Origin of the sequence: Streptomyces sp. LaPpAH-108 (assembly GCF_000373625.1) — a bacterium.
In the GTDB taxonomy this organism is placed as follows: Bacteria; Actinomycetota; Actinomycetes; order Streptomycetales; family Streptomycetaceae; genus Streptomyces.
The window spans coordinates 425,672-450,416 of the sequence record NZ_KB891996.1 but is presented as its reverse complement, the minus strand read 5'-3'; the positions used below and the strand labels follow the sequence as shown (position 1 = coordinate 450,416).

Sequence of the window (24,745 nt, the reverse complement as noted above, 5' to 3'; positions counted from 1 at the left end):
GCTCACCTAAGCGGAACAGTGTTCCGCAATCGACGATACGGAACGTTGTTCCGCTTAGCAAGGGGAGTGCGGAGAAGTGGGCATCCAGGACGGCCCGACCGGCCCGGCGGAGCGGCCCCTGCGGGCCGACGCGCGGCGCAGCATCGACACCCTGCTCGGTGCGGCGGCCGAGGTGTTCGCCACCTCGGGCGTCGACGCGCCCGTACGGCAGATCACCGCGAAGGCGGGCGTGGGCGCGGGCACCCTCTACCGCCACTTCCCGCAGCGCTCCGACCTCATCGCCGCCGTCTTCCGCCACGAGGTCGACGCCTGCGCGGATGCGGCCCCCGCGCTCGCCGCCGCGCACGAGCCGCTGGAAGCCCTCACCCTCTGGCTGCGCCGCTTCGCCGGATTCATCGCCACCAAGCGGGGGCTGAGCGCCGCCCTGCACTCCGGCGACCCCGCCTACGACAGCCTCCCCGCCTACTTCGGGCAACGCTTCCTGCCGGTCCTGTCCGACCTCCTCTCCCGCGCCTCGGCAGCGGGCGCCATCCGCCCCGACGCCGACCCCGACGACCTCCTCCGCGCCGTCGCCGGCCTCACCCTCCCCACCCACGACGACACCGACGGCCACACCCACCGCATGATCGCCCTGCTGGTGGACGGACTGCGGTACGGGGCGCCGGGGGCCTGAACGGGGAGCAGAGGGGGTCAAGTCCCTTCTGGGTCAGGTGGGTTATGTTCCTTTCCCATGGCCGACGAATGCTTCACGCACCCCCGCCTCGCCGCGATCCACGACGCCCTCGATTCCGACCGGAGCGATCTCGACGCCTATGTGCGGATGGCGGAGGAGTTCGGGGCGCGGCGCGTGCTGGACGTCGGCTGCGGCACGGGGGTGTTCGCGTTGCGGCTGGCCCGGCGCGGCCTTGAAGTGACCGGGGTCGATCCCGCCGAGGCGTCCCTCGCGGTGGCGCGGACGAAACCCGGTGCGCAGCAGGTCAGTTGGATCCACGGTGACGCCACCGCGCTGCCGCCGCTGCGGGCCGACCTCGCGACCATGACGGCGAACGTCGCCCAGGCCGTGACCGATCCGCCCGCCTGGCGCGAGACCCTGCGCGGCATCCACGCCGCCCTGCGCCCCGGCGGCCGTCTGGTCTTCGAGACCCGCGATCCGGCCCGGCGGGCGTGGGAGGAGTGGACCCGGGAGCGCTCGTACACCGTCACGGAGGTTCCTGGCGTGGGAGCGGTCGAGAGCTGGGTCGAACTCACCGGTGTGGACGGTCCGTTGGTGTCGTTCCGCTGGACATACGGCTTCGCTGCGGACGGCACCGTACTGACCTCGGACTCCACGCTCCGCTTCCGCGAGCGGGCTCAGGTGGCGGCGGACCTGTCGGCGTGCGGGTACGTCCTGGAGGACGTCCGCGACGCTCCCGACCGCCCGGGCCGGGAGCTGGTCTTCGTGGCCTCCGCCTCGCGCCGTGCTTAACCGGCTTCCGGAGTGCCGTAGGAGAACCGGTAGCCCGTGAAGTCGGCGACGTGGACGTATCCGATGCGCTGGTAGAGGGCATTGCTGGTGGGGTTGGCCGGGTCCGCGAACAGGACGACGTCCGTGGCGCCTTCGGCCAGCGCGGCCCTGCTCACCTCGACCGTCACGGCGCCCGCGTAGCCGCGGCCCCGGAGGCGGGCCGGGGTGTAGACGGGGTCCACCCGGACCATGCCGCCGACCATCGAGGTCACGGCCGCCATCGCGGCGGGAGTGCCGTCCGGCGTCTCCCAGAACGTGAAGCGCCGGTCGCCGAACCGCGAGTCGGCCCAGGCGCCGGAGTCGATCAGGTCGATGGAGCGCTGCTCCCCGACTTCGACGCAGAACTCCCGGCACCAGCGGACGACTTGCTCCCGATCCTCGCGGTCCGCGCCCCGGCCCCGCCCCGCCGGTCGCGGCTGCGGTGGGGTGAGCGTGCCGAGCCGGTACAGATGAGTCCGCCAGAAGGGCGCCGACGCCGCTCCCGTGTGCCGCTGCCACGCCTCGGCGAAGGCGGAAGCGGTGTCGTGGTCCGAGATGACCCCGGAGGGCGAGCGACCGAGACCGGCCAGCCGGGCGGCCAGGCTGTCGGCCTGCTCTCCGCTGAGCGGCGTGACGCCCAGGTACCCCCGCGGAGTGCGATAAAAGACGGCGCGCACCTCGCCCCCCGACTCCAGCACCCCGAAGCCACCGCCTCCGTCCCCGCGCGCCCGCAACCTCTCGATCTCCGTCAGCGGCGTGTTGTGCAACGCGGGCCGCGACCGCAGAAAGCCCCCGGCCCGGGCGAGGAAGTCGTCTACATCATCGGTGAGTTGCCAGTCGTTCGAACGCATGCCTCATGCTCCTGGACGGACCGGGCCCGGCGGGAGCTTTTTCTTGTGGATGAGCCACCGCCACGACCAGGCCGATGGCTTTCGGTCACGGTGACGGTTCCTGCCGTGTGCGACACACTCTTGCTAGCGGATGCTTGCAATAGTTAGCAGGGGTGAGGCATGGTGGAGGCATGGCATCGCTCAACGTCGGCAATCTCGGTGAGTATCTGCGCGAGCAGCGGCGCAACGCACAGCTCTCGCTGCGGCAGCTCGCCGATGCCGCCGGGGTGTCCAATCCGTACCTGAGCCAGATCGAGCGCGGGCTGCGCAAGCCGAGCGCGGAGGTGTTGCAGCAGGTCGCCAAGGCGCTGCGCATCTCCGCCGAGACGCTGTACGTCCGCGCCGGAATCCTCGACGCCGAACGGGACCGGGACGAGGTCGAGACGCGCGCCGTCCTCCTCGCCGATCCCTCGCTGAACGAGCGGCAGAAGCAGGTGCTGCTCCAGATCTACGAGTCCTTCCGCAAGGAGAACGGATTCGGGACCGGCGAATCGGAGCAGGAGGCGGCGGGGGAGGAGCGGACCGGCAGCACCGAGGACGACACGGGCGACACCACCGCACGCGGCACCCGCACGGCCGGCGGCAGTGATGCCGGTCCGCGGCGGACGGCCGGACAGTAGCCGGACCAGGGCTCCGGCCGCCGCACGCGGACCAACACAACCTCAGCCGAACGCGAACCGAATCCGGGAGGACCCTCACCATGGCCATCACCGACGACCTGCGCAAGACCTTCAGCGACCCGACCCCGCTCTACTTCGCCGCCGGAACCGCCGATCTCGCGATCCAGCAGGCCAAGAAGGTGCCCGCGCTGGTCGAGCAGCTCCGCACCGAGGCCCCGGCCACGATCGACAAGGTGCGCGCCACCGACCCCAAGGAGGTCCAGGCCAAGGCCACCGCCCGCGCCAAGGAGGCGCAGGAGGGGCTGCAGTCCCGGCTCAACCAGCTCCTCGGCACGCTCGACGTGGACATCAAGAAGCTCGGCGAGTCCGCCCAGGACCTCGCCCTGCGCGGCGTCGGCGTCGCCGCCGAGTACGCCGTCAAGGCCCGCGAGACCTACGAGAAGGTCGCCGAGCACGGCGAGCAGGCCGTGAAGACCTGGCGCGGTGACGCGGCCGAGGAGATCGAGGACCTGGCCATCGCCGTCGAGGGCGCCCCCGAGCCCACCCCGACCGACACCCCGCTCACGGCGGCGCCCGCCCCGGTCACCCCCGAGTCGGCCGCCGCGAAGAAGCCGGCCCCGCCGAAGAAGTCCCCGGCCGCCCGCAAGACGCCGCCGACCGCCAAGAAGACCACGCCGCCGGCCAAGTGACACCGCCGGACACCGTGGACAACGGGCCGGGCACCTTCGGGGTGCCCGGCCCGTTCTCTGGGTACGGTGGCTTTACCGACGATTCGAACCAGGTGGTGGCACTGTGCTGATGACGGCGTTCGGCGACGTGATGTGGCTGATCTACACCGCCATGCTCGTCCTGGCCGTGGTGGCCTTCGCCCTGGCCCTCCTCTTCCGCGAGGACGCCTACCGCGCGGCCGACAAGAAGAACAAGGGCTTCTGGCTGATCATCCTGGGCGTCACCGTCGCGGTGAACCTGCTCGTCCCGATGCTGTTCCTCCAGCTCGCGGGCCTGGTCGCCACGATCGTCTTCTTCGTCGACGTCCGCCCCGCCCTCCAGCGCGTCTCCGGCGGTCGCATCTGGAACCGCAATCGCCGCTGATCCCTGCGGGGCTTCGGCGGATCAGGGGGCTGCGGGTTGCGGGGCTTCGGCGGATCAGGGGGCTGCGGCTTCCTGAGACCCTGCACGGCGCCGGACCAGGTCCCTGACCACCGCCCCCGGCGGAGCGCCCTACCGCACCTGTTCCGGGGAGCCGCCCCCAGACGCCCACGCCGCTGCGCCGCCCCGAGGGGACCGCTACCGCTGGCGTTCCAGCGGCACGACCACCACGGCGCCGGATCAGGTCCCTACCACCGGCCCCGGCGGAGCGCCCTACCGCACCTGTTCCAGGGAGCCGCCCCCAGACGCCCACGCCGCTGCGCCGCCCCGAGGGGACCGCTACCGCTGGCGTTCCAGCGGCACGACCACCACGGCGCCGGATCAGGTCCCTACCACCGGCCCCGGCGGAGCGCCCTACCGCACCTGTTCCAGGGAGCCGCCCCCAGACGCCCACCCCGCTGCGCCACCGAGGGGACCGCTACCGCTGGCGTTCCAGCAGTACGACCGCCACGTCGTCCGTGAGATCGCCCCCGTTGAGGTCGCGGGCCTCGTTGACCGCCGCGCGCAGCAGTTCCTCGCCGCGCAGGCCCTCGGAGAGCTGGCGGTGGATCATGGCGGCCATGCCGTCCTGGCCGAGGCGGTCGCCGGAGGTGCCGACGTGGCCCTCGATGAGGCCGTCGGTGTAGAGCAGCAGGCTCCACTCGGCGCCCAGCTCCACCTGCATCCGGGGCCAGCGGGCACCGGGGAGCAGACCGAGGGCGGGGCCGTTGTTCTCGTACGGCAGCAGGCGCGGGACCGGGGTGCCCGTGCCGGGGCGTACCAGCAGCGGGGACGGGTGACCGGCCAGGCACAGGCCCGCGCGGCGGCCGTCCGGGGAGATGTCCACCGTGCAGAGGGTCGCGAAGATCTCCTCGTGGGCGCGCTCGTGGATCAGTACCTCCTGGAGGGTGTCCAGGAGCTGGTCCCCGCACAGCCCGGCCAGGGTCAGCGCCCGCCAGGCGATCCGCAGCTCCACGCCGAGCGCGGCCTCGTCGGGCCCGTGGCCGCAGACGTCGCCGATCATGGCGTGCACGGTGCCGTCGGGGGTGCGCACCGCGTCGTAGAAGTCGCCGCCGAGCAGCGCGCGGGAGCGGCCGGGGCGGTAGCGCGCGGCGAAGCGCAGCCCGGAGCCCTCGAGCAGCGGGGTCGGCAGCAGACCGCGCTCCAGGCGCCGGTTCTCCTGCGCGCGCAGCCTGCCCTCGGCCAGGCGCCGCTCGGCGGTGTCGGAGCGCTTGCGCTCGACGGCGTAGCGGATGGCGCGGTTGAGCAGGCGGCTGTCCAGCTCGTCGCGGAACAGATAGTCCTGGGCGCCCACGCGCACGGCCTCGGCGCCGCGCTCGGCGTCGCCGGAGGCGGTCAGCGCGATCACCGCCTGCCGGGGGGCCAGCTCCAGGACCTGGCGCAGTACGGCCAGCTCGTCGGGGTCCTCCGGGCGGCCCGGGGCGGGCAGCGCGAGGTCCAGGAGGATGCAGTGCACGTCGTCGGTGAGCAGCCGCCCCGCCTCGGTGAGGTTGCGGGCGGTGCGGACGCGGATCGGCTTGCCGGAGGCGTCCAGCAGCTCGGGCACGATCGGCCCGGCCGGGTCGTCCTCGATCAGCAGCAGGGTGAGCGGTCCGGCGGTGGTGCCATGGGATGTGGTGTCGCGGCCGGCCTCCTGTTCGAGGGGGCCGCCGAACACGGTGGCGGCCCGCGCCTGACCACTTTCCACGGCCGGGATCGCCCTCTGCCGCGGTATGGGTACGGGCATCTTCCTGGGTTCCTTCGCTCCCCCCGAGGGTGGTGGTGTCGAGGGGTCTCGATCCACCGTCGGGTGACCATAGCGGTTGCGGCGGTTCCGGCGGAATGGTGTGAGCCGCGTCGCTCGGGCGCGGTCGGCCGCCATGTGCCGTGCCGCGCAAGGGGGTTCGGGGTGCGTGGGGCCGTGCCGGAATGACGAAGCTCACTCGGCGGGCGGGGGCCCGGGTGGAGTCGGTCACACGGATGCGGGCCCCTGCCGAGTGGCGCGGGTCACGTGAGCGGGCCCGAGGCGGCCCGGCGTCACGACTCCGTCACCCGTTCGGCCGTACGACCCCCAGGATCGGCATCGTGCCCGCCCCCGTCACCGTCACGGTACGGCCGGGACGCGGCGCGTGGATGATCTTGCCGTCGCCCGCGTACATCGCGACATGCGTGGCGTCGCCGAAGTAGATGATCAGGTCCCCGGGGCGCATGTCCGCCACCGCCACGTGCGGGAGCCGGCGCCACTGCTCCTGCGAGGTGCGCGGGATCGGGTGGCCCGCGGCTGCCCACGCCTGGGAGGTGAGCCCGGAGCAGTCGAAGGAGTCGGGGCCCTCGGCGCCCCACACGTACGGCTTGCCGAGCTGCGCGGTGGCGAACGCGACCGCCTTCTTGCCCTCGGCGGAGGTCTTGCCGCTGACGCCGTCGAGGGCGCCGCTGTCCAGCCAGGCGGTCTGCGCCGCGTGGGCGGCCTGCCGCTCCAGCTCGGCCAGCCGCTCCTTCTCCTTCTTCTCCAGCCGGGACTCGACCAGTTCGGCGTCGGCGATCCGCTTCTTGATCTTCTTCTTCGCGGCGGCCTTGTCCGCGCGGTCGGCCTCCAGCTTCTCCATCCGGGCGGTGGCGTCGTCCGAGTCGGCCCGCAACTCCTTCTGGGTGCGGGTCATTTCGGTGAGCAGCTTCTTGGTCGCCCGCTCGCCGTTGAGGATCACCGCCGCCGAGTCCGCGAACCGCTGTGGGTCGTCGCTGAGCAGGAACCGCGCCGTGGGCGGCAGTCCGCCGTTGCGGTACTGGGCCCGGGCGGTGGCGCCCGCCTGGTCTTTGAGCCGCTTCAGCCGCTTCCTGCCCTCCGCGATGCGCTCGTTCAGGTCGTCGAGCCGCGCGGACTGCTTATCGGCCTTCTCCTCGGCCGCGTTGTAGGCGTCGGTGGCGGCGGCTGCCTCGCGGTAGAGCCGGTCGAGCCGCTTGCGGATCTTCTCAAGGTCCTTGTCGGGCGCGGGAGTCGGCGTCGCGCTCGGCGCCGGGCCCGGCGTGGTGCCCGGTGCCGGGCTGCCGGAGGGCGCGGGCGCGGGCGCGCCGGACGCGGTCGGCGTCGCGGACAGGTCGGGCGGCACCGACGCGAACGCCGTACCGGCACCCGCCAGCACGGTCACCGCGCAGACCACGGTCACGGCGGCGGCGAGCAGTCCGCGCTTGCCCGAACCCATACGTCCCCCCAAACTGATTTACCGTCAGTAACCTGTGCTGCCCGAGGGATCGTGCCACGAATGGGCCCGAAGTGACAGAGGTCGTACGAAGTCGTACTCCCTGGTGCCTCTTTCGGACCGTTGCGACACTCCCCTCACCCGGACTTCCCCCGGAAGCGGGCGGTTACGACGATCTTCCGTCGGTGTGACGTACGGCGCACGGAGATCGTTCCCCGTGTTTCTCCGTGCTTTCCGGGGCAGTTGGCGCCCCGGTCGGCGGCTCAGTGCCCGCGAGGTGCCAACGCGGCCCAGTCCAGGGTGACTTCACCCTGGCGCCAGCGTGCGGGGCCGTCCGTCACCGGCCAGTCGGCCGTCAGGTCCCGGACCGTGCGCAGCCAGCGCTGACGGGCGCCGTAGGAGGCGAAGGGCGCGGCGGCGGCCCACGCGCGGTCGAAGTCGCGCAGGAAGGCGTGCACCGGTTCGCCCGGGACGTTGCGGTGGATCAGCGCCTTCGGCAGCCGCTCGGCGAGGTCGGAGGGGCGCTCCAGGGAGCCGAGCCGGGTCGCGAAGGTCACGGTGCGCGGGCCCTCGGGGCCGAGTGCGACCCATACGTGCCGCCGCCCGATCTCGTCGCACGTCCCCTCGACAAGGAGCCCGCCGCGCGAGCCGCCGTCCGCCGGGGCGAGCCGCGCGCACAGCCGCCGCCACACCGCCGCGACCTGCTCCTCGTCGTACTGCCGCAGCACGTTCGCCGCCCGGATCAGCACCGGGCGTCCGGGCACCGGGATCTCGAAGCCGCCGTGCCGGAAGGTGAGCCCCTCGCGCTCGTACGGCCGCGCGGCGGCGACCCGCTCGGGTTCGATCTCGACGCCGACCACCTGGGTGCGGGGCGCGGCGGTCCGCAGCCGGTCCAGGAGTTCCACGGCGGTCCAGGGCGCGGCACCGTAGCCGAGGTCGACGGCCACCGGCGCGTCCGCGCGGCGCAGCTCGGCGCCGTGCGTGGCCGCGATCCAGCGGTCCATACGGCGCAGCCGGTTGGGGTTGGTGGTGCCGCGCGTCACCGTGCCTACGGGTCGGGAGGTCGCGCGGGTTGCCATGTCTATGAGGGTAAGCGGGCGCGGAGGGCCCTCCGGTCGGACGTACGCAGGGCCCGGACTCACGCCGGGCCCGAACGGTTGAGCGAATCATGGTCATGATTCGGTAAAGCCGCTTGCTCGGGGCGGTCAACGGGAAATGGCCGGACACCCGTCGGGTGTTGCACGTCCGGGAGGGCTGGGTCGGTCCTCCGGTCGTCATGGCCGCGCCGAGGAGGAGGAACGCCACGTGAGCCAGTACGTCAGCAGGCTCGGGCGGCGCTCCCCGGCGGCTCCGCCCCGGCTGAGGCTGCACCGCAAGCCGCGCCGGGTCGCCATGCTCTCCGTGCACACCTCACCGCTCCACCAGCCCGGCACCGGCGACGCGGGCGGCATGAACGTCTACATCGTGGAGCTGGCCCAGCGGCTGGCCGCGATCAACATCGAGGTCGAGATCTTCACCCGGGCCACCTCCGGCGACCTCGCCCCCACCGTCCCGCTCGCCCCCGGCGTCCTGGTCCGGCACGTGGACGCGGGCCCCTACGAGGGCCTGGCCAAGGAGGACCTGCCCGCCCAGCTGTGTGCCTTCACCCACGGCGTGATGCAGGCCTGGGCCGGACACCGCCCCGGCTACTACGACCTCGTCCACTCCCACTACTGGCTCTCCGGCCACGTCGGCTGGCTCGCCGCCCAGCGCTGGGGCGTCCCGCTGGTGCACGCCATGCACACCATGGCCAAGGTCAAGAACGCCAGCCTGGCCGTCGGTGACACCCCCGAGCCCGCCGCGCGCGTGATCGGCGAGACCCAGATCGTGCACGCCGCCGGGCGGCTCATCGCCAACACCGCCGAGGAAGCCGCCGAACTCGTCCGCCACTACGAGGCCGACCCCGCCAAGGTCGCCGTCGTCCACCCCGGCGTGAACCTCGCCCGCTTCCGCGTGGCCGACGGCCGCGCCGCCGCCCGCGCCCGGCTCGGGCTGCCGCAGGACGCCCTGATCCCCCTGTTCGCCGGGCGGATACAGCCCCTCAAGGCCCCCGACGTGCTGCTGCGCGCCGTCGCCCATCTGCTGGACCAGCGCCCCGAGCTGCGGCCGAGGATCGTCGTGCCCGTGGTGGGCGGGCCCAGCGGCAGCGGCCTCGCCAAGCCGGAGGGGCTGCAGAAGCTCGCCGCGCGGCTCGGCATCGCGGACGTCGTACGGTTCCGGCCGCCGGTCGGGCAGGAACAGCTCGCGGACTGGTTCCGGGCCGCGTCCGTGCTGGTCATGCCGTCCTACAGCGAGTCCTTCGGGCTCGTCGCCATCGAGGCGCAGGCCACCGGCACGCCGGTGATCGCCGCCTCGGTCGGCGGCCTCCCGGTCGCGGTGCGCGACGGCGAGACCGGCTTCCTGGTCGACGGCCACGACCCGGCCGCCTACGCCCAGGTGCTCCGCCGCTTCGCCGACGACCCGACCCTCTCCGCCCGCATGGGCACGGCCGCCGCCCGCCACGCCCTCGCCTTCGGCTGGGACGCCTCGGCGGCGGCGACGGCGGACGTGTACACGGCCGCGATGGCGACGCATCGACGTCGCGTACGCTCGCCCCATGGGTGAGGCGAACACGGGTAACGAGGCGGACATGGGTGAAGCGCACACAGGCGACGCACACATGGATGACGCCCACCGTGCCGCGCGCGCGATCGAGGACGCCCTCAAGGACGCCGAGCTGGAGTGGGAGAGCCCCGAGCCCGGGTCCTACGTCGTCAAGCTCCCCGGCATCCGCAAGCTCTCCACCACCGTGTCGTTCCTCGTCGGCCGCCACACCCTCTCCGTGAACGCCTTCGTCATCCGGCACCCCGACGAGAACGAGGCCGGCGTCCACCGCTGGCTCCTGGAGCGCAACCTCAAGCTGTACGGCGTGAGTTACGCCGTCGACCGCCTCGGCGACATCTACGTCACCGCCCGCCTCCCCCTCACCGCCGTCACCCCCGCCGAGACCGACCGCCTCCTCGGCCAGATCCTCGAAGCCGCCGACGGCGCCTTCAACACCCTCCTGGAACTCGGCTTCGCCACCGCCATCCGCAAGGAACACGCCTGGCGCCTCTCCCGAGGCGAGCCCACCCACAACCTGGACGCCTTCGCGCACCTGCTGCGCCGCGAAGAGGACTGACGCATCACCGGGTACGGCCCCGGTAGCGCCCCGGTGTCACCCCCACCCACCGCTTGAAGTGGCGGGTGAGATGGGCCTGGTCGTAGAAGCCTGTTGCTGTGGCGACCTCGCTCGGGGGTAGGCCGTCGAGCAGGAGGCGGCGGGCTCGGTCGATTCGGCGGGAGGTGAGGTACTGGTGCGGGGGGATGCCGTAGGTGGTGCTGAACGTCCGTACCAGGTGGGCGGGATGGGCGTGCAGCAGCCGGGCGGCGTCCGTGAGGGTGAGGGGGGCGGTGACCTGCTCGTCCAGCAACTCCCGCAGGAGGCGGGCTAGTACGGGGTCGGGGCGTGTGAACTCCCGCTCTCGGCGCCGGAGATGGTCCCTCAGTCGCTCCCCGACCAGTGCGAGCCTGCTCTCCGCCTCCAGTTCGTCCCCGGCGCGCCCGAGCGCCCCGTGCAACCGCCCGACCCGCTCCCGCAGCGCCGCGTCCGCGAGGTCGGGCCCGTCGACGGCCGCCCCGATCAACTCGTCGCCGAGCAGGCTCCCGTCGAGGTACAGCACCCGCTTGCGGAAGCCGTCCGGGGTCGCGGCGGCGCCGTTGTGGGGCACATGGGGCGGCAGCAGGGTGACCGTGTCGCGCGGGGTGCCGTGCTCGTGCCGCCCGAGGTCGTACCGCACCGCCCCGTCGTCCACGATCAGCAACGTCCAGGCGTCGTGCACATGCATCGGATACGCGTACCCCGTGAAACGGGCGTGGAAGACCTCCACGACACCCGGTACGCGCGGGCGCCAGGCGGAGACGTCACGCTGGTCGGCGGCCACGCAAACAACGTACAAGACGCCGCCGCGCCCCGGTCGGCAGTCTCGGGGCATGAGTGAACAGCCCCTTTCCGCCGACGGCCCCGCCGAAGAGCCCGTCACCCGGTTCGGCACCAAGATCGCCGTACTGCTCCGGGACGACCTGGAGACCTGGCAGCGGCTCAACGTCACCGCGTTCCTGGTCAGTGGTCTGGGCAGTCAGGTGCCCGAGGTGGTGGGCGCGCCCTATGAAGACGCGGACGGTGTGGGGTACCTCCCCATGTTCCGGCAGCCCGTGATGGTCTTCGAGGGCTCCAAGGAGACCCTGTGTGCGGCCCACACACGTGCGCTCGCGCGCGCCCTGCCCCGCGCCCTCTTCACCGCCGACCTCTTCGCCACCGGCAACGACCACGACAACCGGGCAGCCGTACGGGCCGTACCCACGGCGGGACTCGACCTGGTCGGTCTCGCGGTGTACGGCCCGAGGAACGGGGTGGACAAGGTGGTGAAGGGGGCGCGGATGCACCCGTAGGGGGCGACCCCGGAAGGTCAGGCGGTACGCAGCTCCGCGGGGGCGTCGGCGGCCTCGGCACCGGTGTCCGCCGGGGCCCCCTCGGCCTGGACGGCCACCGTCTCCTCCTTCGGCAGCCCCCGCATCAGCACCCCGTACCCCAGCCCCGCCACCGTGCCGACCGCCGCGCACCCCGCCCACAGCCACGCCGCGCCGAACCGGTCGATCACCGCGCCGGCGACCAGCGGGGCGACCAGCGCGGCGGCGGACCAGGACAGGCCGTAGACGCCCTGGTAGCGACCGCGCCCGTGGACAGGGGAGAGGCGGACGATCAGCCCGGTCTGGGTCGGCGCGTTGACGATCTCGGCGAGGGTCCACACGATCACCGTCAGCGCGAAGAGCCCGACCGACCCGGCGAAGGCGGTGAGCCCGAAGCCGTAGCCCGCCAGCAGCGAGGAGGCGATCAGCAGCATGCGGGCGTCGCGGTGCTCGATGAAGCGGGTGACCGGGATCTGGAGGACGACGATGAGGATGCCGTTGACGGCGATGGCCAGGCCGTAGTCGGCGGGGGAGAACCCGGCTCGCCCCATGGCCACCGGCAGACCGACCGAGCCCTGCTGGAAGAGCAGCGCGACGAGGAAGCACAGGCCGACGACCGCCATGTACCGCCGGTCGCGCAGCACGGTGCCGAGGCCGACCTCGGGTCCGCTCGCCTTGGCGGCGGGCGCGGGCCGGGACTCGGGCAGCTTGAGGAAGACGACGATCGCGCAGATCAGCGTCATCCCGGCCTCGATGAGGAATCCGGCGCGGTAGCTGTAGCGGGCGATGAATCCGGCGCCCATGGAGGAGACGGCGAAGCCGAGGTTGATCGCCCAGTAGTTGAGCGAGAAGGCGCGGACGCGGTCCTCGGGGCGCACGATGTCGGCCATCATCGCCTGCACGGCGGGCCGGGAGGCGTTGGAGGCGGCGCCGACCAGGAAGGCGACGCCCGCGATGGCGACCGGGTCGCGCATGAAGCCGAGCAGGGCGACCGAGGCGGCGGTGGCGAGCTGGGCGACGAGCAGGGTGGGCCGTCTGCCGAGCCGGTCGGCCATCACCCCGCCGCCCAGCGAGGAGACGACCCCGCCGAGCCCGTGCAGGGAGGCGACGAGACCGGCGTACGAGGCGGAGTAGCCGCGGTCGAGGGTCAGATACAGCGCCATGAAGGTGGCGACGAACGCGCCGAGCCGATTGATCAGGGTGCTGGTCCACAGCCACCAGAAGGCGCGGGGCATGCCGGAGACGGAGGCGCGGGCGGCTGAGGTGAGACGGCTGACGGGCGCGGTGAGCGCGGACATGTGGACGAGACCCCCGGGTAAGCGGCGCTGGCGGTGAGCGCAACTTACGTCGGCCGCGTTGTCGGGGGCCACTCAATTAACAGATGCCGTCAAACGGCGGCGCCGTGGGCAGCCGGGACGGCCGTTCGGGAGGTGGATTACGCTCTGACCCATGGCCGACGCACCGTACAAGCTGATCCTCCTCCGCCACGGCGAGAGCGAGTGGAACGCGAAGAACCTGTTCACCGGCTGGGTGGACGTCAACCTCAACGAGAAGGGCGAGAAGGAGGCGGTCCGCGGCGGTGAGCTGCTGAAGGACGCCGGCCTGCTGCCCGACGTGGTCCACACGTCGCTCCAGAAGCGCGCGATCCGCACGGCCCAGCTGTCGCTGGAGGCCGCGGACCGCCACTGGATCCCGGTCCACCGCAGCTGGCGCCTGAACGAGCGGCACTACGGCGCGCTCCAGGGCAAGAACAAGGCGGAGACGCTGGCCGAGTTCGGCGAGGACCAGTTCATGCTCTGGCGCCGCTCGTACGACACCCCGCCGCCGCCGCTCCCGCGCGACGCGGAGTACTCCCAGTTCAACGACGCCCGCTACGCCGACCTCCCCCCCGAGCTGCGCCCCCAGACGGAGTGCCTCAAGGACGTCGTCGTCCGGATGCTTCCCTACTGGTACGACAACATCGTCCCCGACCTCCTCGACGGCAACACGGTCCTGGTCGCCGCCCACGGCAACAGCCTCCGCGCCCTGGTCAAGCACCTGGACGGCATCTCCGACGAGGACATCGCGGGCCTGAACATCCCGACGGGCATCCCGCTGTACTACGAGCTGGACGCCGACTTCAAGCCGGTGACGCCGGGCGGGAAGTACCTGGACCCGGAGGCGGCTGCGGCTGCCATCGAGGCCGTGAAGAACCAGGGCAAGAAGAAGTAACGCCGCCCTCGGCTGTTCCGGGGCTCCCTTTCCTCGTCCGACGGGAAGGGGGCCTTCGGCTTTTCCGTCCCTCGGCCGACGGCGTGGTGCGTGGCCGGGGTCACTCGGTCGGCAGGGCGACCGTGATCTCCGCGTCCGTACGAACGCCCTTCGCCCGGAGGACGTCGATCACGATCTCCGTGATCCAGGCTGCCGCCTGGGGAGTCCACTCGGGGGCGGTGCCCTGGAGGGTGAGGGGGCCGGACGACGGGCTGAGGCGTACGTGTCCTTGGGACAACCGGGCGACTTCGACGGCGAGTTGCTCGGCGCCGACGGCCGACTGCGGGGAAACGCTCACCGCGATGTCCGTCCTGGCCGCAGGGTCGGAGAGCGCGAACCAGTCCGCATCACCCCGCAGATCGAAACCCGAGTCGGGAGCCAGGCCCACGGGGACACGCGACCCCAGACCGGTGAACCGCACCTCACCGACCCGCCCCAGGGCGTCCACCAGTACCTGGGTCATGGGAAGTACGGGAAGGCGCTGACCCGAAAGATCCACGGCGGGATAGACCGTCAGCCGCCCCAGCTGCCTCACCGCCCCGTCCTGAGACCAGTCCCCACCCGCCCCCGCATGCTCCCAGCGCCGCCCCCCGAGCGCCGGACCCAGGTACGCGGAACTCCAGCCGTACGCCGCCGCCCGCTTCACGGCCAGGCTGTACACGTCCTCGTCCAGATCATGATCCACACTGACCTGCCCGACCCACGGGTGCCGCCGCAGCACGCCCCGGATCTCGACGGTCATGGTGCGACTGCCGTCGTCCTCCGCCGCGTTCTCGCTCGCCTCGTCCATCAGGCCGCGCAGCGGAACGTCTTGGCCGGGGTGGTCAGCTTGTTCGGCGAATCGGCGACTCCGATGATGTCGACGTCGACCCTGCTGCGCCACTTGGTCCGCGCGCTGCCCTCACACGTCTTACGGGCGTTCGCGCGACGCGAGCTGCCGCCGCCCTGCTTGACGACCTTGGAGCCCTTGGCCACGGTCCGCCAGTGAACGCCTCGGTCCAGGACCTGGAGTTCCACCGTGACCCTCGCCTTGTGGCCCCCGCTGTTCCTGTCGAGCCACCAGCCGTGGGCCGAGATGGTCGGCGGCGGCGTGCTGGAGTAGTGCACGGAGTCACCCCCGGTCAGGAACCCGTCGACCGACCCGCTCCGAGCGCTGGCCGACCCAGCAGGTCCTGGCTCGTCGGCCCAGGCCGGAGGGGCCGAGGAGAAACCACCGACCAGGGCCGCCACAAGACTCACCAGGGCGAGGGACTTCGCGCGCAAGGGGCACTCCAGAGGGAACGGGGCGTCTACGTCCTCCTGGATCTTCCCCAGGAAACCCCCACACGCCGAGGCCGCCGCCCCTAGGACGTGCGCCCGAAGGGTGAGGCCGTCGCCGCCCCCGGTGGGAAGCCCGACGCCGGGGAGACCGACATCGAGCTACTGGTACGGGAGTTGGACGAGGAGCTGGGCGTACGGCCCGTGGACGCGCGGGTGTTGGCGCACGTCGAATCCGTCGCCGTGCTGGAGGGCGTCCCCCTGCGGCTGACCGTGTTCACCGCAGGGCTCAGCTCAACTCCCCACCCTGCCGCCGAGGATCACGTGCTGCCGCTGCTCAAGGGCAACGGAATGCCCGCCGCCTAGCAGGGCTGCGGAAGACATGCCGTACAGGCAGGTGAGAAGGCCCCGCCCTCACAAGGGCCGGGCCCCTCACCGCCCGTACCTCCTCAGCCGCACTGGCAAGGCGCCCCTGACTGGCAGCCGCAGCCGCAGCCCGAGCCGCAGCCGCAGGCGGCGATCAGGGGGAGGGAAAGGGGGTTGGCGGGCTGGTCGGTTTCCTGGGGCTGGGTGGGGTCGGGTGTGGTGGGGGATTCGGGCATGGGTCCTCCTCGACACGGGGGCCAGGTGCCCCCGACCGTTCCATGCCCCATTCCAGGGCCGTCCCTACGGGGTATCAACGGCGCATTCAGGGCGCATGGGGGCGTTCGCACGCCCCCGGGCAAGTCCCGGCACAGGCAAGGCGGTCCACCGCGCCCCGCCCGGCCCGCGCGCAACTCCCGTGTCACGTAGGGGAGGTTCCGTCAGCAACCGCCGGCAGCCCCCGGCCCCCTCAGCCCTGCTCCCCGCCCACCGCCGGAGGCACGTCCTGCTGCTGGATCTCGTCCGCGTGCTCACCCGTCACCAGGTACACCACCCGCTTGGCGACGGCCACCGCGTGGTCCGCGTACCGCTCGTAGTAGCGGCCGAGCAGCGTGACGTCGACCGCCGTCTCGATGCCGTGCTTCCAGCGGTCGTCGATCAGGTGCTGGAAGAGGGTGCGGTGGAGGAGGTCCATCTCGTCGTCGTCCTGCTCCAGCTGGAGCGCGAGGTCGACGTCCTTGGTGATGATGACCTCCGCCGCCTTCGCCATGAGGCGCTGCGCGAGCTGGCCCATCTCCAGGATGGTCGCGTGCAGATACTGCGGGACCGCCCGCTCCGGGAAGCGCAGCCGGGCCAGCTTGGCCACGTGCTGGGCGAGGTCGCCCGAGCGCTCCAGGTCGGCGGACATGCGCAGCGACGTGACGACGATGCGCAGATCGGTGGCCACCGGCTGCTGGCGGGCCAGCAGGGCTATCGCCCGGGCCTCCAGGTCGTGCTGGAGTTCGTCGACCTTCTGGTCGGCCTCGATCACGCTCTCGGCCAGCTTGAGATCGGCGTCCAGGATGGCGGTGGTGGCGCGCCCGATCGCCGAGCCGACCAGCCGGGCCATCTCCACCAGACCGTCGCCGATCGAGTCCAGTTCCTCGTGGTACGCGTCCCGCATCGGTTCCCTCTCCTCGCACAGACGAACATACGCATACGACCATGCGTATACAGACATACACCTACGGACAGCAGCCGGGGCCCCACCCGCGCGGACCCACGCCCACACCGCCCCACGCTCCCACGTTCCGCCCCGTACGCGTCCGTTTCCGCCACCCGGCGTGAACGTCCACTGGCCTGAAGGTGAACTCTGGGCGACGAGTGTCCGAGGTCGCACTCCGGTGGCTGTGGGCATGTCGTACCCCATGCCTAACCTGGTCACATGGACGTGAACGCGGCGGTCGCCGCAGCGGCGGCGATCGCCGGGGTGCTCACCGGCGTCATCGCCGTGCTGGCGTTCCGCTGGAGCGAGCGCGACCAGAAGCGGCCCACCCGGACCTCGCTGCACACCGACGCGGTGCTGCCGCCCGGCGTGGACACCGTGCTGTCGGTGCTGCGCTCCTCGGCGGTCGTGCTGGACGAGGCGGACGCGGTGGTCAAGGCCAGCTCGGCCGCGTACGCCCTCGGCCTGGTCCGGGGCGGCAAGCTCGCGGTCGAGCCGATGCTCCAGATGGCCCGGGACACCCGGCGCGACGGCGAGATACGCCAGGTGGAGCTGGACCTGCCCCGGCGCGGCACCGGGCGCGGCGAGGCCCTGGCGGTCTCGGCGCGCGTCGCCCCGCTGGGCTCCCGCCTTGTCCTGCTGCTGGTCGAGGACCTGACCGAGGCCCGCCGCATCGAGGCGGTACGACGCGACTTCGTGGCCAACGTGAGCCACGAGCTGAAGACCCCCACCGGCGCCCTCTCCCTGCTCTCCGAGGCCGTCATGGACGCCTCCGACGATCCCGAGGCGGTCCAGCGCTTCGCGGGCCGGATGCAGATCGAGGCGACCCGGCTGACCAACCTGGTCCAGGAGCTGATCGACCTCTCCCGGGTGCAGAACGACGACCCGCTGGAGGACGCCGAGCCGGTCCGCGTGGACGAGCTGGTCGCCGAGGCCGTCGACCGCTGCCGCCACCAGGCCGGTACGAAGCAGATCACCATGGCCGCCGCGATCCAGGGCCCCGAGCGCCCCGCCGCCGAGGGCGGCGGTCGCCGCGCCGGTACCGAACTGCGGGTCTGGGGCAACCGCGGCCAGCTCGCCGCGGCCCTCGGCAACCTGGTCGAGAACGCCGTCAACTACTCCCCGGCCCGTACCCGCGTCGGCATAGCCGCCCGCCGGGTCGCCGCACCCGGCGGCGACCTCATCGAGCTGGCCGTCACCGACCAGGGCATCGGCATCTCCGACAAGGACAAGGAGCGCATCTTCGAGCGCTTCTACCGCGTCGACCCGGCCCGCTCGCGCGCCACCGGAGGCACCGGCCTCGGGCTCGCGATCGTCAAGCACGTGGTCGCCTCGCACGGCGGCGAGGTCTCGGTCTGGAGCGCCGAGGGCCAGGGCTCCACCTTCACCCTGCGACTGCCGGAGGCGGGCGCCGCCCGCGCCCGTGCGGCCCACCACCCCGGCCTCGACGACGAGGACGGGCCAGGCGACTCATCCCCTTACGAACCGCTTCCCGCCCCGGAGGTCCTTCCGTGACCCGAGTGCTCGTCGTCGAGGACGAGGAGTCCTTCTCCGACGCCCTGTCGTACATGCTCCGCAAGGAGGGCTTCGAGGTCGCCGTGGCGGCGACCGGCCCCGACGGACTGGAGGAGTTCGAGCGCAACGGCGCCGACCTCGTCCTGCTCGACCTGATGCTGCCGGGGCTGCCCGGCACGGAGGTGTGCCGCCAGCTGCGTGGCCGCTCCAACGTCCCGGTGATCATGGTGACCGCCAAGGACAGTGAGATCGACAAGGTCGTCGGCCTGGAGATAGGGGCCGACGACTATGTGACCAAGCCCTTCTCCTCGCGCGAGCTGGTCGCCCGTATCCGCGCGGTGCTGCGCAGGCGCGGCGAGCCGGAGGAGGTCACCCCGGCCGCGCTGGAGGCCGGGCCGGTCCGCATGGACGTGGACCGGCACGTGGTGACCGTCGGCGGCGCCAAGGTCGACCTCCCGCTGAAGGAGTTCGACCTGCTGGAGATGCTGCTGCGCAACGCGGGCCGGGTGCTCACCCGCATGCAGCTGATCGACCGGGTCTGGGGCGCCGACTACGTGGGCGACACCAAGACCCTCGACGTCCACGTCAAGCGTCTGCGCGCCAAGATCGAGCCGGACCCGGGCGCGCCGCGCTTCCTGGTGACGGTGCGCGGCCTGGGCTACAAGTTCGAGCCGTAAACCGTCCGGCGGCTTACGGGTGCGCACGGTGAAGGGCGGCACCCCGGGGAACCGGGGTGCCGCCCTTCACCGTTCACGGATGCTCAGTGACCGGCGGCCGACTGCGAGGCGGAGTCGCTGGGGGTCACGCCGTGCGCGGGCTGTCCGGAAGCCTTGTCGTCCGTGCCCGGCTGTCCGCTCGCGGAGGCCGCGCTGCCCGGCTCGGCGGAGGCCGGGGCCGACTCGGAGGCCGAGGAGGACGGGGAGGAGGCGGCGGCCGGGGCCGACGGGATCTCGCTCGGGCCCCACTTGGTGAAGTAGCTGGTGGCCGGGACCACGAAGGCCCGCAGGCTGACCGCGCCGGTCTGGCTGAAGGTGAAGGTCACCTTCTGCGCGTTGCCGTTGCGGACGACCTCGCCGCCGCTCGCGAGCATGGCGGAGGCGTTGTTCTTGCCGCCGATGACCAGCGAGCCGTGGGCCGGGACGGTCAGGCTCTGGCCCTTGGCGGGCTTGAGCTGGACGCTGTCGTTCGCCCCGGGGACGGTGATCGACTGGAGGGTCTGGGCGTCCTTGCCGGAGTTGAAGAGCGTCGCGGAGATGGCGAGGGGGCCCGTGGCCTTGGCGTCGGGCTGCGTGATCACCAGGGCGTTCTGGACCTTGATGGTGCCGACGCTGGTCGCCGCGTTGTCGGGCCTGATCTCCAGGGTCTGGGCGTCGTTGCCGGCACCGCAGGCGGCGAGCATGGCCAGCGGGAAGGCGATGGCGGAGGCGGCGAGGGCGCCGCGTCGAAGGCTGCTGCTCACGGCGGCGGCAACTCCTTGAACGCACGGACGGCCTTCTTTGTAAAGCCGCCCTAAGTATCAGTCAGCGGGCTTAGGCTACCGAGCCGTTCCCGGACGGCCGCACCCGACCCTCCCCAAGGTCCCGGCGTCCCTCCGGGTGGACGAGTGGAACGGCCCTCCGTGACCGCCGCCCGGCCACGCCGACCAGCCGCGACACGCCGCGCGAATTTCCGGTGAAGGAATGCGGTGCCCCAGATTTCCGCCGGCCGATTGACCCGCGTGATTGACCAGGATTGAGCCACGTGATTGAGCCACTTGTTTGACCGGCCGCTATTGACGTGCTGTATTGCCGGACGGCATTGAGCGTTCCGGGTGATCCTTCGGATCATCGCGGATCATCCAAGGCCCCATCCGTCTCTTCATCCGCTTCATCATCATCGGCAACATCCGTCACTGATCCACCGCCCGTCCGGCCCCCTGTGATCAATTCCGGATTCGTCTCGTACCGGCCCCTCGCCATCGAACGGAGCACCGGAAGTCGTACGCTTGAGGGTGGGCAAACCGGGACATTCGTCCACTCGGAGTGGGTCTGAGGAGTGTGTGACGTACGCGTTTCATGCCACCCACAGAGCCGCTCCGACCTGCGAATTCCCGGTTCCGCAGGTGGCCCGCAGCACGTTCCGGTCGCTGTTGTCAAGCCCCGAGATATGCCCTGACCTGCGAAAACGCCATTCAGAAGACGCCGTATCCGTGTTACCCTGGATAGCCACGGAAGGGGTACCTGTCACATGACGTTCAAGGTTGGCGACACCGTGGTCTATCCCCATCACGGGGCCGCGCTGATCGAGGCCATCGAAACTCGCCAGATCAAAGGCGTGGACAAGACCTACTTGGTGCTGAAGGTCGCCCAGGGTGACCTGACGGTACGTGTGCCAGCGGACAATGCGGAGTTCGTCGGCGTGCGTGATGTGGTCGGTCAGGACGGGCTGGACCGGGTCTTCGAGGTGCTGCGCGCGCCGTATGCCGAGGAGCCCACGAACTGGTCGCGTCGTTACAAGGCAAATCTGGAGAAGCTCGCCTCCGGCGATGTCATCAAGGTCGCGGAAGTCGTGCGTGACCTGTGGCGTCGCGAGCGCGAGCGCGGACTCTCCGCCGGTGAGAAGCGCATGCTCGCCAAGGCCCGCCAGATCCTGGTGAGCGAGCTGGCGCTCGCGGAGAACACGAACGAGGACAAGGCCGAGGCGCTGCTCGACGAGGTACTCGCCTCCTGACGTCCGGCAGGCAGCCCCCTGTCTGCTTCCGACGCGCGCACTCCTGAGCCGCCGCTCACGAGTGGGCGCGCCAGGCACAGCCACGATGCCGCGGTGCCCGACGACACTGATCCTGTCGCGGGTGCTGCGGCGTTTTCGTACCCTCCCGCCGCCACACCCCCGTGCGGACCCCGCCGTATGTCTCGGAGAACCCCCGATACTGGTGTGCCGGGTCCGGGCGATGGCTCGACCAGGGTCACGGAAGGGTCCGGTCAAGGCGTCCCGCCCGGCACTCCTCCAGGCCATACCCACCCAGGACGAGCACACAAACCTGACAGGAACCGATGTCTGACGAATCGCGTCCCGCCCCCGCCGAGTCCCCTTCCGGGAGCCGTGTCGCCGCCGTGATCCCGGCCGCCGGGCGGGGCGTACGCCTCGGTCCGGGCGCCCCCAAGGCGCTGCGCGCGCTGAACGGCACGCCGATGCTGATCCACGCGGTCCGCGCCCTGGCCGCCTCCCGGTCCGTCTCCCTGGTCGTCGTCGTGGCCCCGCCGGACGGCGCCGCCGAGGTCAAGTCGCTGCTCGAGGCGCACGAGCTGCCCCAGTGGACCGACTTCCTGGTCGTCCCCGGCGGGGAGAGCCGCCAGGAGTCCGTCCGGCTCGGCCTCGACGCGCTGCCGCCGGAGTACGACGTCGTCCTCGTGCACGACGCGGCCCGCCCGCTGGTCCCGGTGGACACCGTGGACGCGGTCGTGGAGGCGGTGCGCGGCGGCGCGCCCGCCGTGGTCCCGGCCCTGCCGCTGGCCGACACCGTCAAGGAGGTCGAGCCCGCGGCCGTGCCCGGCGCGCCCGAGCCGGTGCTCGGCACGCCCGAGCGGGCCCGGCTGCGTGCCGTGCAGACCCCGCAGGGCTTCGACCGGGCCACGCTGATGCGCGCCCACGAGAGCGTCACCGAGGACGTCACCGACGACGCGAGCATGGTCGAACGGCTGGGCGCGCGCGTCGTGACCGTCCCCGGCCATGAAGAGGCGTTCAAGGTCACCCGTCCCCTCGACCTCGTCCTCGCGGAGGCGGTCCTCAACCGCAGGAGGCTCAACGATGGCTTCTGAGATCCCGGCGCTGCCCCAGGTCGGCATCGGCACCGACATCCACGCCTTCGAGGAGGGCCGCGAGCTGTGGTGCGCGGGCCTGAAGTGGGAGGACGCGGGACCGGGCCTGGCCGGACACTCGGACGCGGACGTCGTCGCGCACGCCGCCTGCAACGCGCTCTTCTCCGCCGCCGGTCTCGGTGACCTCGGTCAGCACTTCGGCACCGGGCGGCCCGAGTGGGCCGGTGCCTCCGGGGTCGCGCTGCTCACCGAGGCGGCCCGGATCGTGCGCGAGGCGGGGTTCGCCGTCGGGAACGTCGCCGTCCAGGTCGTAGGACCGCGCCCGAAGATCGGCAAGCGGCGGGACGAGGCGCAGCAGATCCTGTCCGCCGCCGTCGGGGCCCCGGTCTCGGTCTCCGGCGCCACCACCGACGGGCTCGGCTTCCCCGGCCGCGAGGAAGGGCTGATGGCGGTCGCGACCGCGCTCGTCGTACGCGTGGGCTGACCGCCGCCGTCGTGCGGGGGAGCCGAGGGCGTGCGAGGGTACCCGCAGAGTCATCGCCGACCCAGGAGGTACCCATGTCCGCCGCCCTGTCAGACCGGCTCAAGTCCGTGCTGGACGGTCCCGTCTTCATCGTCGTCGGAACCGTCCAGCCCGACGGCAGCCCCCAGCTGTCGCCGGTATGGGTGAAGCGGGACGGCGACGACGTGCTCTTCTCCACCACCGTCGACCGGCGCAAGAAGAAGAACCTGGACCGCGACCCGCACGTGTCCGTCGTGGTCATGGACCCCGAGCGCCCCTACGAGTACGCCGAGATCCGGGGCACCGCCGAGATGACCACCGACGGCGGCCAGGAACTGATCGACGAGCTGTCGAAGAAGTACACCGGCAAGAAGTACGCCGACTTCAACCCGGCCGCCGCCCAGGACGCCGAGCGGGTCGTCGTCCGGATCACCCCGCGCAAGGTGGTCGGCAGCCTCTGAGGAAGGTCCGAGGCGCCTGTTTCCCGGTGCGGGCGCATTGCATGGCAATGTGCCCACTACCCTGGGGGCGTGACTATTCGCCTGTACGACACCAGCGCCCGGCAGATCCGCGACTTCACCCCGGTCAAGCCGGGCTGTGTCTCGATCTACCTGTGTGGCGCGACCGTGCAGGCGGCCCCCCACATCGGGCACATCCGCTCGGGCCTGAACTTCGACATCATGCGCCGCTGGTTCGCGTACCGCGGCTACGACGTGACGTTCATCCGCAACGTCACGGACATCGACGACAAGATCATCAACAAGGCCCACGAGCAGAAGCGCCCCTGGTGGTCGATCGGGTACGAGAACGAGCGCGCCTTCAACGACGCGTACACCGCCCTCGGCTGCCTGCCGCCCAGCTACGAGCCCCGCGCCACCGGCCACATCACCGAGATGACCGAGATGATGCAGGGCCTCATCGAGCGCGGCCACGCCTACGCGGCCGACGGCAACGTCTACTTCGACGTGCGGTCCTTCCCCGACTACCTGGAGCTGTCCCGCCAGGAGCTGGACAACCTGCTCCAGCCCGCGGGCGAGGGCGAGACCGGCAAGCGCGACCCGCGCGACTTCGCCCTGTGGAAGGCGGTCAAGCCCGGCGAGCCGAGCTGGCCGACCCCGTGGGGCCCCGGGCGTCCCGGCTGGCACCTGGAGTGCTCGGCCATGGCGCACAAGTACCTCGGCCCGGTCTTCGACATCCACGGCGGCGGCCTGGACCTGATCTTCCCGCACCACGAGAACGAGATCGCCCAGGCCAAGGCGTACGGCGACGAGTTCGCGCGGTACTGGGTGCACAACGCCTGGGTCACCATGGCGGGCGACAAGATGTCCAAGTCGCTGGGCAACAGCGTGCTGGTCTCCGAGATGGTCAAGCAGTGGCGCCCGATCGTGCTGCGCTACTACCTCGGCACCCCGCACTACCGCTCGATGATCGAGTACAGCGAGGAGTCGCTGCGCGACGCCGAGACCGCGTTCGCGCGCATTGAGGGCTTCGTGCAGCGCGTCCTGGAGAAGGCCGGGGGCACGGTCGAACCGGCCGCCGAGGTGCCGCCCGCCTTCGCCGAGGCCATGGACGACGACCTGGGCGTCCCGCAGGCGCTCGCCGTCGTGCACACCACGGTCCGCCAGGGCAACAGCGCGCTGGCCGCCGACGACAAGGAGGGCGCCGTCGCCCGCCTCGCCGAGGTCCGCGCCATGCTCGGCGTGCTCGGTCTCGACCCGCTGGACCCCCAGTGGGCCGGAGAGGGCGGCGAGCGCGGCGAAGACCTGCACGGTGTGGTGGACAGCCTGGTCCGGCTCGTCCTCGACCAGCGCGAGTCGGCCCGCGCCCGCAAGGACTGGGCCACCGCCGACGCCATCCGCGACCAGCTCGGCCAGTCCGGGCTCGTCGTCGAGGACAGCCCCCAGGGTCCGCGCTGGAGCCTCGGCGCCCGCTGACCCCTGCTTGATCGACTGTGCCGCCCGGCCCTCCGGGCGGCACACTGCATACATACGTACGAAAAGCTCACGGAGACG

At 71.9% G+C, this 24,745-nt stretch carries 28 protein-coding genes; 17 read left to right on the top strand and 11 right to left on the bottom strand.

Translation table 11 applies throughout. The features are described from left to right. The first annotated feature begins 76 nt into the window (after positions 1-76). On the top strand, positions 77-673 hold the full coding sequence (locus B079_RS0124275) for a TetR/AcrR family transcriptional regulator (RefSeq protein WP_018548445.1): 597 nt from the start codon (positions 77-79) through the stop codon (positions 671-673). A gap of 57 nt (positions 674-730) precedes the next feature. After that, positions 731-1,465 carry a class I SAM-dependent methyltransferase gene (locus B079_RS0124270; RefSeq protein ID WP_018548444.1) on the top strand — a complete coding sequence of 245 codons (735 nt, stop codon included), beginning with the start codon at positions 731-733 and terminating at the stop codon, positions 1,463-1,465. Here B079_RS0124270 and B079_RS0124265 read toward each other — a convergent pair. After that, on the bottom strand, positions 1,462-2,334 hold the full coding sequence (locus B079_RS0124265) for a GNAT family N-acetyltransferase (RefSeq protein ID WP_018548443.1): 873 nt from the start codon (positions 2,332-2,334) through the stop codon (positions 1,462-1,464). The genes B079_RS0124270 and B079_RS0124265 overlap by 4 nt on opposite strands. A gap of 170 nt (positions 2,335-2,504) precedes the next feature. Here B079_RS0124265 and B079_RS0124260 point away from each other — a divergent pair, with 170 nt between their 5' ends. The 3 genes from B079_RS0124260 (at position 2,505) to B079_RS0124250 (ending at position 4,085) form a co-directional block, all read left to right on the top strand. Then, positions 2,505-2,993: a helix-turn-helix domain-containing protein gene (locus B079_RS0124260; RefSeq protein ID WP_018548442.1), complete on the top strand. Its 489-nt coding sequence runs from the start codon at positions 2,505-2,507 to the stop codon at positions 2,991-2,993. 80 nt (positions 2,994-3,073) lie between these two features. Further along, positions 3,074-3,682 (top strand): hypothetical protein, encoded by a 609-nt coding sequence (locus B079_RS0124255; protein ID WP_018548441.1) that lies wholly within the window; start codon positions 3,074-3,076, stop codon positions 3,680-3,682. A 109-nt stretch (positions 3,683-3,791) separates the two neighbouring features. Next, positions 3,792-4,085, top strand: a complete 294-nt coding sequence (locus tag B079_RS0124250; RefSeq protein ID WP_420705788.1) for a DUF2516 family protein — start codon at positions 3,792-3,794, stop codon at positions 4,083-4,085. A gap of 475 nt (positions 4,086-4,560) precedes the next feature. Here B079_RS0124250 and B079_RS0124245 read toward each other — a convergent pair whose 3' ends face one another. The 3 genes from B079_RS0124245 to B079_RS0124235 form a co-directional block, all read right to left on the bottom strand. Next, a complete protein-coding gene (locus tag B079_RS0124245) occupies positions 4,561-5,868 on the bottom strand; it encodes a PP2C family protein-serine/threonine phosphatase (protein WP_018548439.1) in 1,308 nt (435 codons plus the stop codon). A gap of 301 nt (positions 5,869-6,169) precedes the next feature. Continuing rightward, on the bottom strand, positions 6,170-7,321 hold the full coding sequence (locus tag B079_RS0124240) for a C40 family peptidase (protein ID WP_018548438.1): 1,152 nt from the start codon (positions 7,319-7,321) through the stop codon (positions 6,170-6,172). A 260-nt stretch (positions 7,322-7,581) separates the two neighbouring features. Next, positions 7,582-8,397: a class I SAM-dependent methyltransferase gene (locus B079_RS0124235; RefSeq protein WP_018548437.1), complete on the bottom strand. Its 816-nt coding sequence runs from the start codon at positions 8,395-8,397 to the stop codon at positions 7,582-7,584. Positions 8,398-8,623: 226 nt separating this feature from the next. Here B079_RS0124235 and mshA point away from each other — a divergent pair, with 226 nt between their 5' ends. Both mshA and B079_RS0124225 read left to right on the top strand, forming a co-directional pair. Continuing rightward, complete coding sequence (mshA, locus tag B079_RS0124230) at positions 8,624-9,961, top strand: D-inositol-3-phosphate glycosyltransferase (RefSeq protein ID WP_018548436.1); 1,338 nt, start codon at positions 8,624-8,626, stop codon at positions 9,959-9,961. 55 nt (positions 9,962-10,016) lie between these two features. Continuing rightward, positions 10,017-10,517 carry a YbjN domain-containing protein gene (locus B079_RS0124225; RefSeq protein WP_026249032.1) on the top strand — a complete coding sequence of 167 codons (501 nt, stop codon included), beginning with the start codon at positions 10,017-10,019 and terminating at the stop codon, positions 10,515-10,517. A gap of 4 nt (positions 10,518-10,521) precedes the next feature. On the opposite strand, the gene B079_RS0124220 is transcribed toward B079_RS0124225, so the two are convergent. After that, positions 10,522-11,370, bottom strand: a complete 849-nt coding sequence (locus B079_RS0124220; protein WP_086022415.1) for a helix-turn-helix transcriptional regulator — start codon at positions 11,368-11,370, stop codon at positions 10,522-10,524. Between B079_RS0124220 and B079_RS0124215 the strand changes: the two genes are divergently transcribed. Next, positions 11,369-11,827, top strand: coding sequence for a DUF2000 domain-containing protein (locus tag B079_RS0124215; RefSeq protein WP_018548433.1), 459 nt, complete (start codon positions 11,369-11,371; stop codon positions 11,825-11,827). The genes B079_RS0124220 and B079_RS0124215 overlap by 2 nt on opposite strands. Before the next feature lie 17 nt (positions 11,828-11,844). Here B079_RS0124215 and B079_RS0124210 read toward each other — a convergent pair whose 3' ends face one another. Next, positions 11,845-13,143, bottom strand: a complete 1,299-nt coding sequence (locus tag B079_RS0124210; protein WP_018548432.1) for an MDR family MFS transporter — start codon at positions 13,141-13,143, stop codon at positions 11,845-11,847. Positions 13,144-13,294: 151 nt separating this feature from the next. Between B079_RS0124210 and B079_RS0124205 the strand changes: the two genes are divergently transcribed. Then, positions 13,295-14,056, top strand: a complete 762-nt coding sequence (locus B079_RS0124205) for a phosphoglyceromutase (protein ID WP_018548431.1) — start codon at positions 13,295-13,297, stop codon at positions 14,054-14,056. 100 nt (positions 14,057-14,156) lie between these two features. On the opposite strand, the gene B079_RS0124200 is transcribed toward B079_RS0124205, so the two are convergent. Further along, complete coding sequence (locus tag B079_RS0124200) at positions 14,157-14,885, bottom strand: hypothetical protein (RefSeq protein WP_018548430.1); 729 nt, start codon at positions 14,883-14,885, stop codon at positions 14,157-14,159. Continuing rightward, the gene (locus B079_RS35305; RefSeq protein ID WP_026249031.1) at positions 14,885-15,358 is read right to left on the bottom strand and encodes a hypothetical protein; all 474 of its coding nucleotides are present in this window, start codon (positions 15,356-15,358) and stop codon (positions 14,885-14,887) included. The genes B079_RS0124200 and B079_RS35305 overlap by 1 nt, the downstream gene beginning before the upstream one ends. Positions 15,359-15,445: 87 nt before the next feature. On the opposite strand from B079_RS35305, the gene B079_RS32670 reads away from it, so the two are divergent. Further along, positions 15,446-15,718, top strand: a complete 273-nt coding sequence (locus tag B079_RS32670; protein ID WP_018548428.1) for an NUDIX domain-containing protein — start codon at positions 15,446-15,448, stop codon at positions 15,716-15,718. An 83-nt stretch (positions 15,719-15,801) separates the two neighbouring features. Here B079_RS32670 and B079_RS35585 read toward each other — a convergent pair whose 3' ends face one another. Both B079_RS35585 and phoU read right to left on the bottom strand, forming a co-directional pair. Beyond that, positions 15,802-15,954 (bottom strand): hypothetical protein, encoded by a 153-nt coding sequence (locus B079_RS35585; RefSeq protein WP_199779964.1) that lies wholly within the window; start codon positions 15,952-15,954, stop codon positions 15,802-15,804. A gap of 230 nt (positions 15,955-16,184) precedes the next feature. Continuing rightward, on the bottom strand, positions 16,185-16,877 hold the full coding sequence (gene phoU / locus B079_RS0124185; RefSeq protein ID WP_018548427.1) for a phosphate signaling complex protein PhoU: 693 nt from the start codon (positions 16,875-16,877) through the stop codon (positions 16,185-16,187). Positions 16,878-17,138: 261 nt separating this feature from the next. Between phoU and B079_RS0124180 the strand changes: the two genes are divergently transcribed. Then, a complete protein-coding gene (locus tag B079_RS0124180; RefSeq protein WP_018548426.1) occupies positions 17,139-18,434 on the top strand; it encodes a sensor histidine kinase in 1,296 nt (431 codons plus the stop codon). Continuing rightward, positions 18,431-19,111, top strand: a complete 681-nt coding sequence (locus tag B079_RS0124175; RefSeq protein WP_018548425.1) for a response regulator transcription factor — start codon at positions 18,431-18,433, stop codon at positions 19,109-19,111. The genes B079_RS0124180 and B079_RS0124175 overlap by 4 nt, the downstream gene beginning before the upstream one ends. Positions 19,112-19,194: 83 nt before the next feature. Here the strand turns inward: B079_RS0124175 and B079_RS0124170 are convergent, their stop codons facing one another. Beyond that, a complete protein-coding gene (locus B079_RS0124170) occupies positions 19,195-19,893 on the bottom strand; it encodes a hypothetical protein (protein ID WP_018548424.1) in 699 nt (232 codons plus the stop codon). 767 nt (positions 19,894-20,660) lie between these two features. Between B079_RS0124170 and B079_RS0124165 the strand changes: the two genes are divergently transcribed. From B079_RS0124165 to cysS, 5 genes are all read left to right on the top strand, one after another. Next, a complete protein-coding gene (locus B079_RS0124165) occupies positions 20,661-21,143 on the top strand; it encodes a CarD family transcriptional regulator (RefSeq protein ID WP_003953493.1) in 483 nt (160 codons plus the stop codon). A gap of 323 nt (positions 21,144-21,466) precedes the next feature. Next, the gene (gene ispD, locus B079_RS0124160; protein WP_018548423.1) at positions 21,467-22,231 is read left to right on the top strand and encodes a 2-C-methyl-D-erythritol 4-phosphate cytidylyltransferase; all 765 of its coding nucleotides are present in this window, start codon (positions 21,467-21,469) and stop codon (positions 22,229-22,231) included. After that, complete coding sequence (ispF, locus tag B079_RS0124155) at positions 22,221-22,715, top strand: 2-C-methyl-D-erythritol 2,4-cyclodiphosphate synthase (protein WP_018548422.1); 495 nt, start codon at positions 22,221-22,223, stop codon at positions 22,713-22,715. Before ispD ends, ispF begins: the two co-directional genes overlap by 11 nt. A 74-nt stretch (positions 22,716-22,789) precedes the next feature. Continuing rightward, positions 22,790-23,194: a PPOX class F420-dependent oxidoreductase gene (locus B079_RS0124150; RefSeq protein ID WP_018548421.1), complete on the top strand. Its 405-nt coding sequence runs from the start codon at positions 22,790-22,792 to the stop codon at positions 23,192-23,194. Positions 23,195-23,263: 69 nt separating this feature from the next. Then, on the top strand, positions 23,264-24,667 hold the full coding sequence (cysS, locus tag B079_RS0124145) for a cysteine--tRNA ligase (RefSeq protein ID WP_018548420.1): 1,404 nt from the start codon (positions 23,264-23,266) through the stop codon (positions 24,665-24,667). The last annotated feature ends 78 nt before the right edge of the window (positions 24,668-24,745 follow it).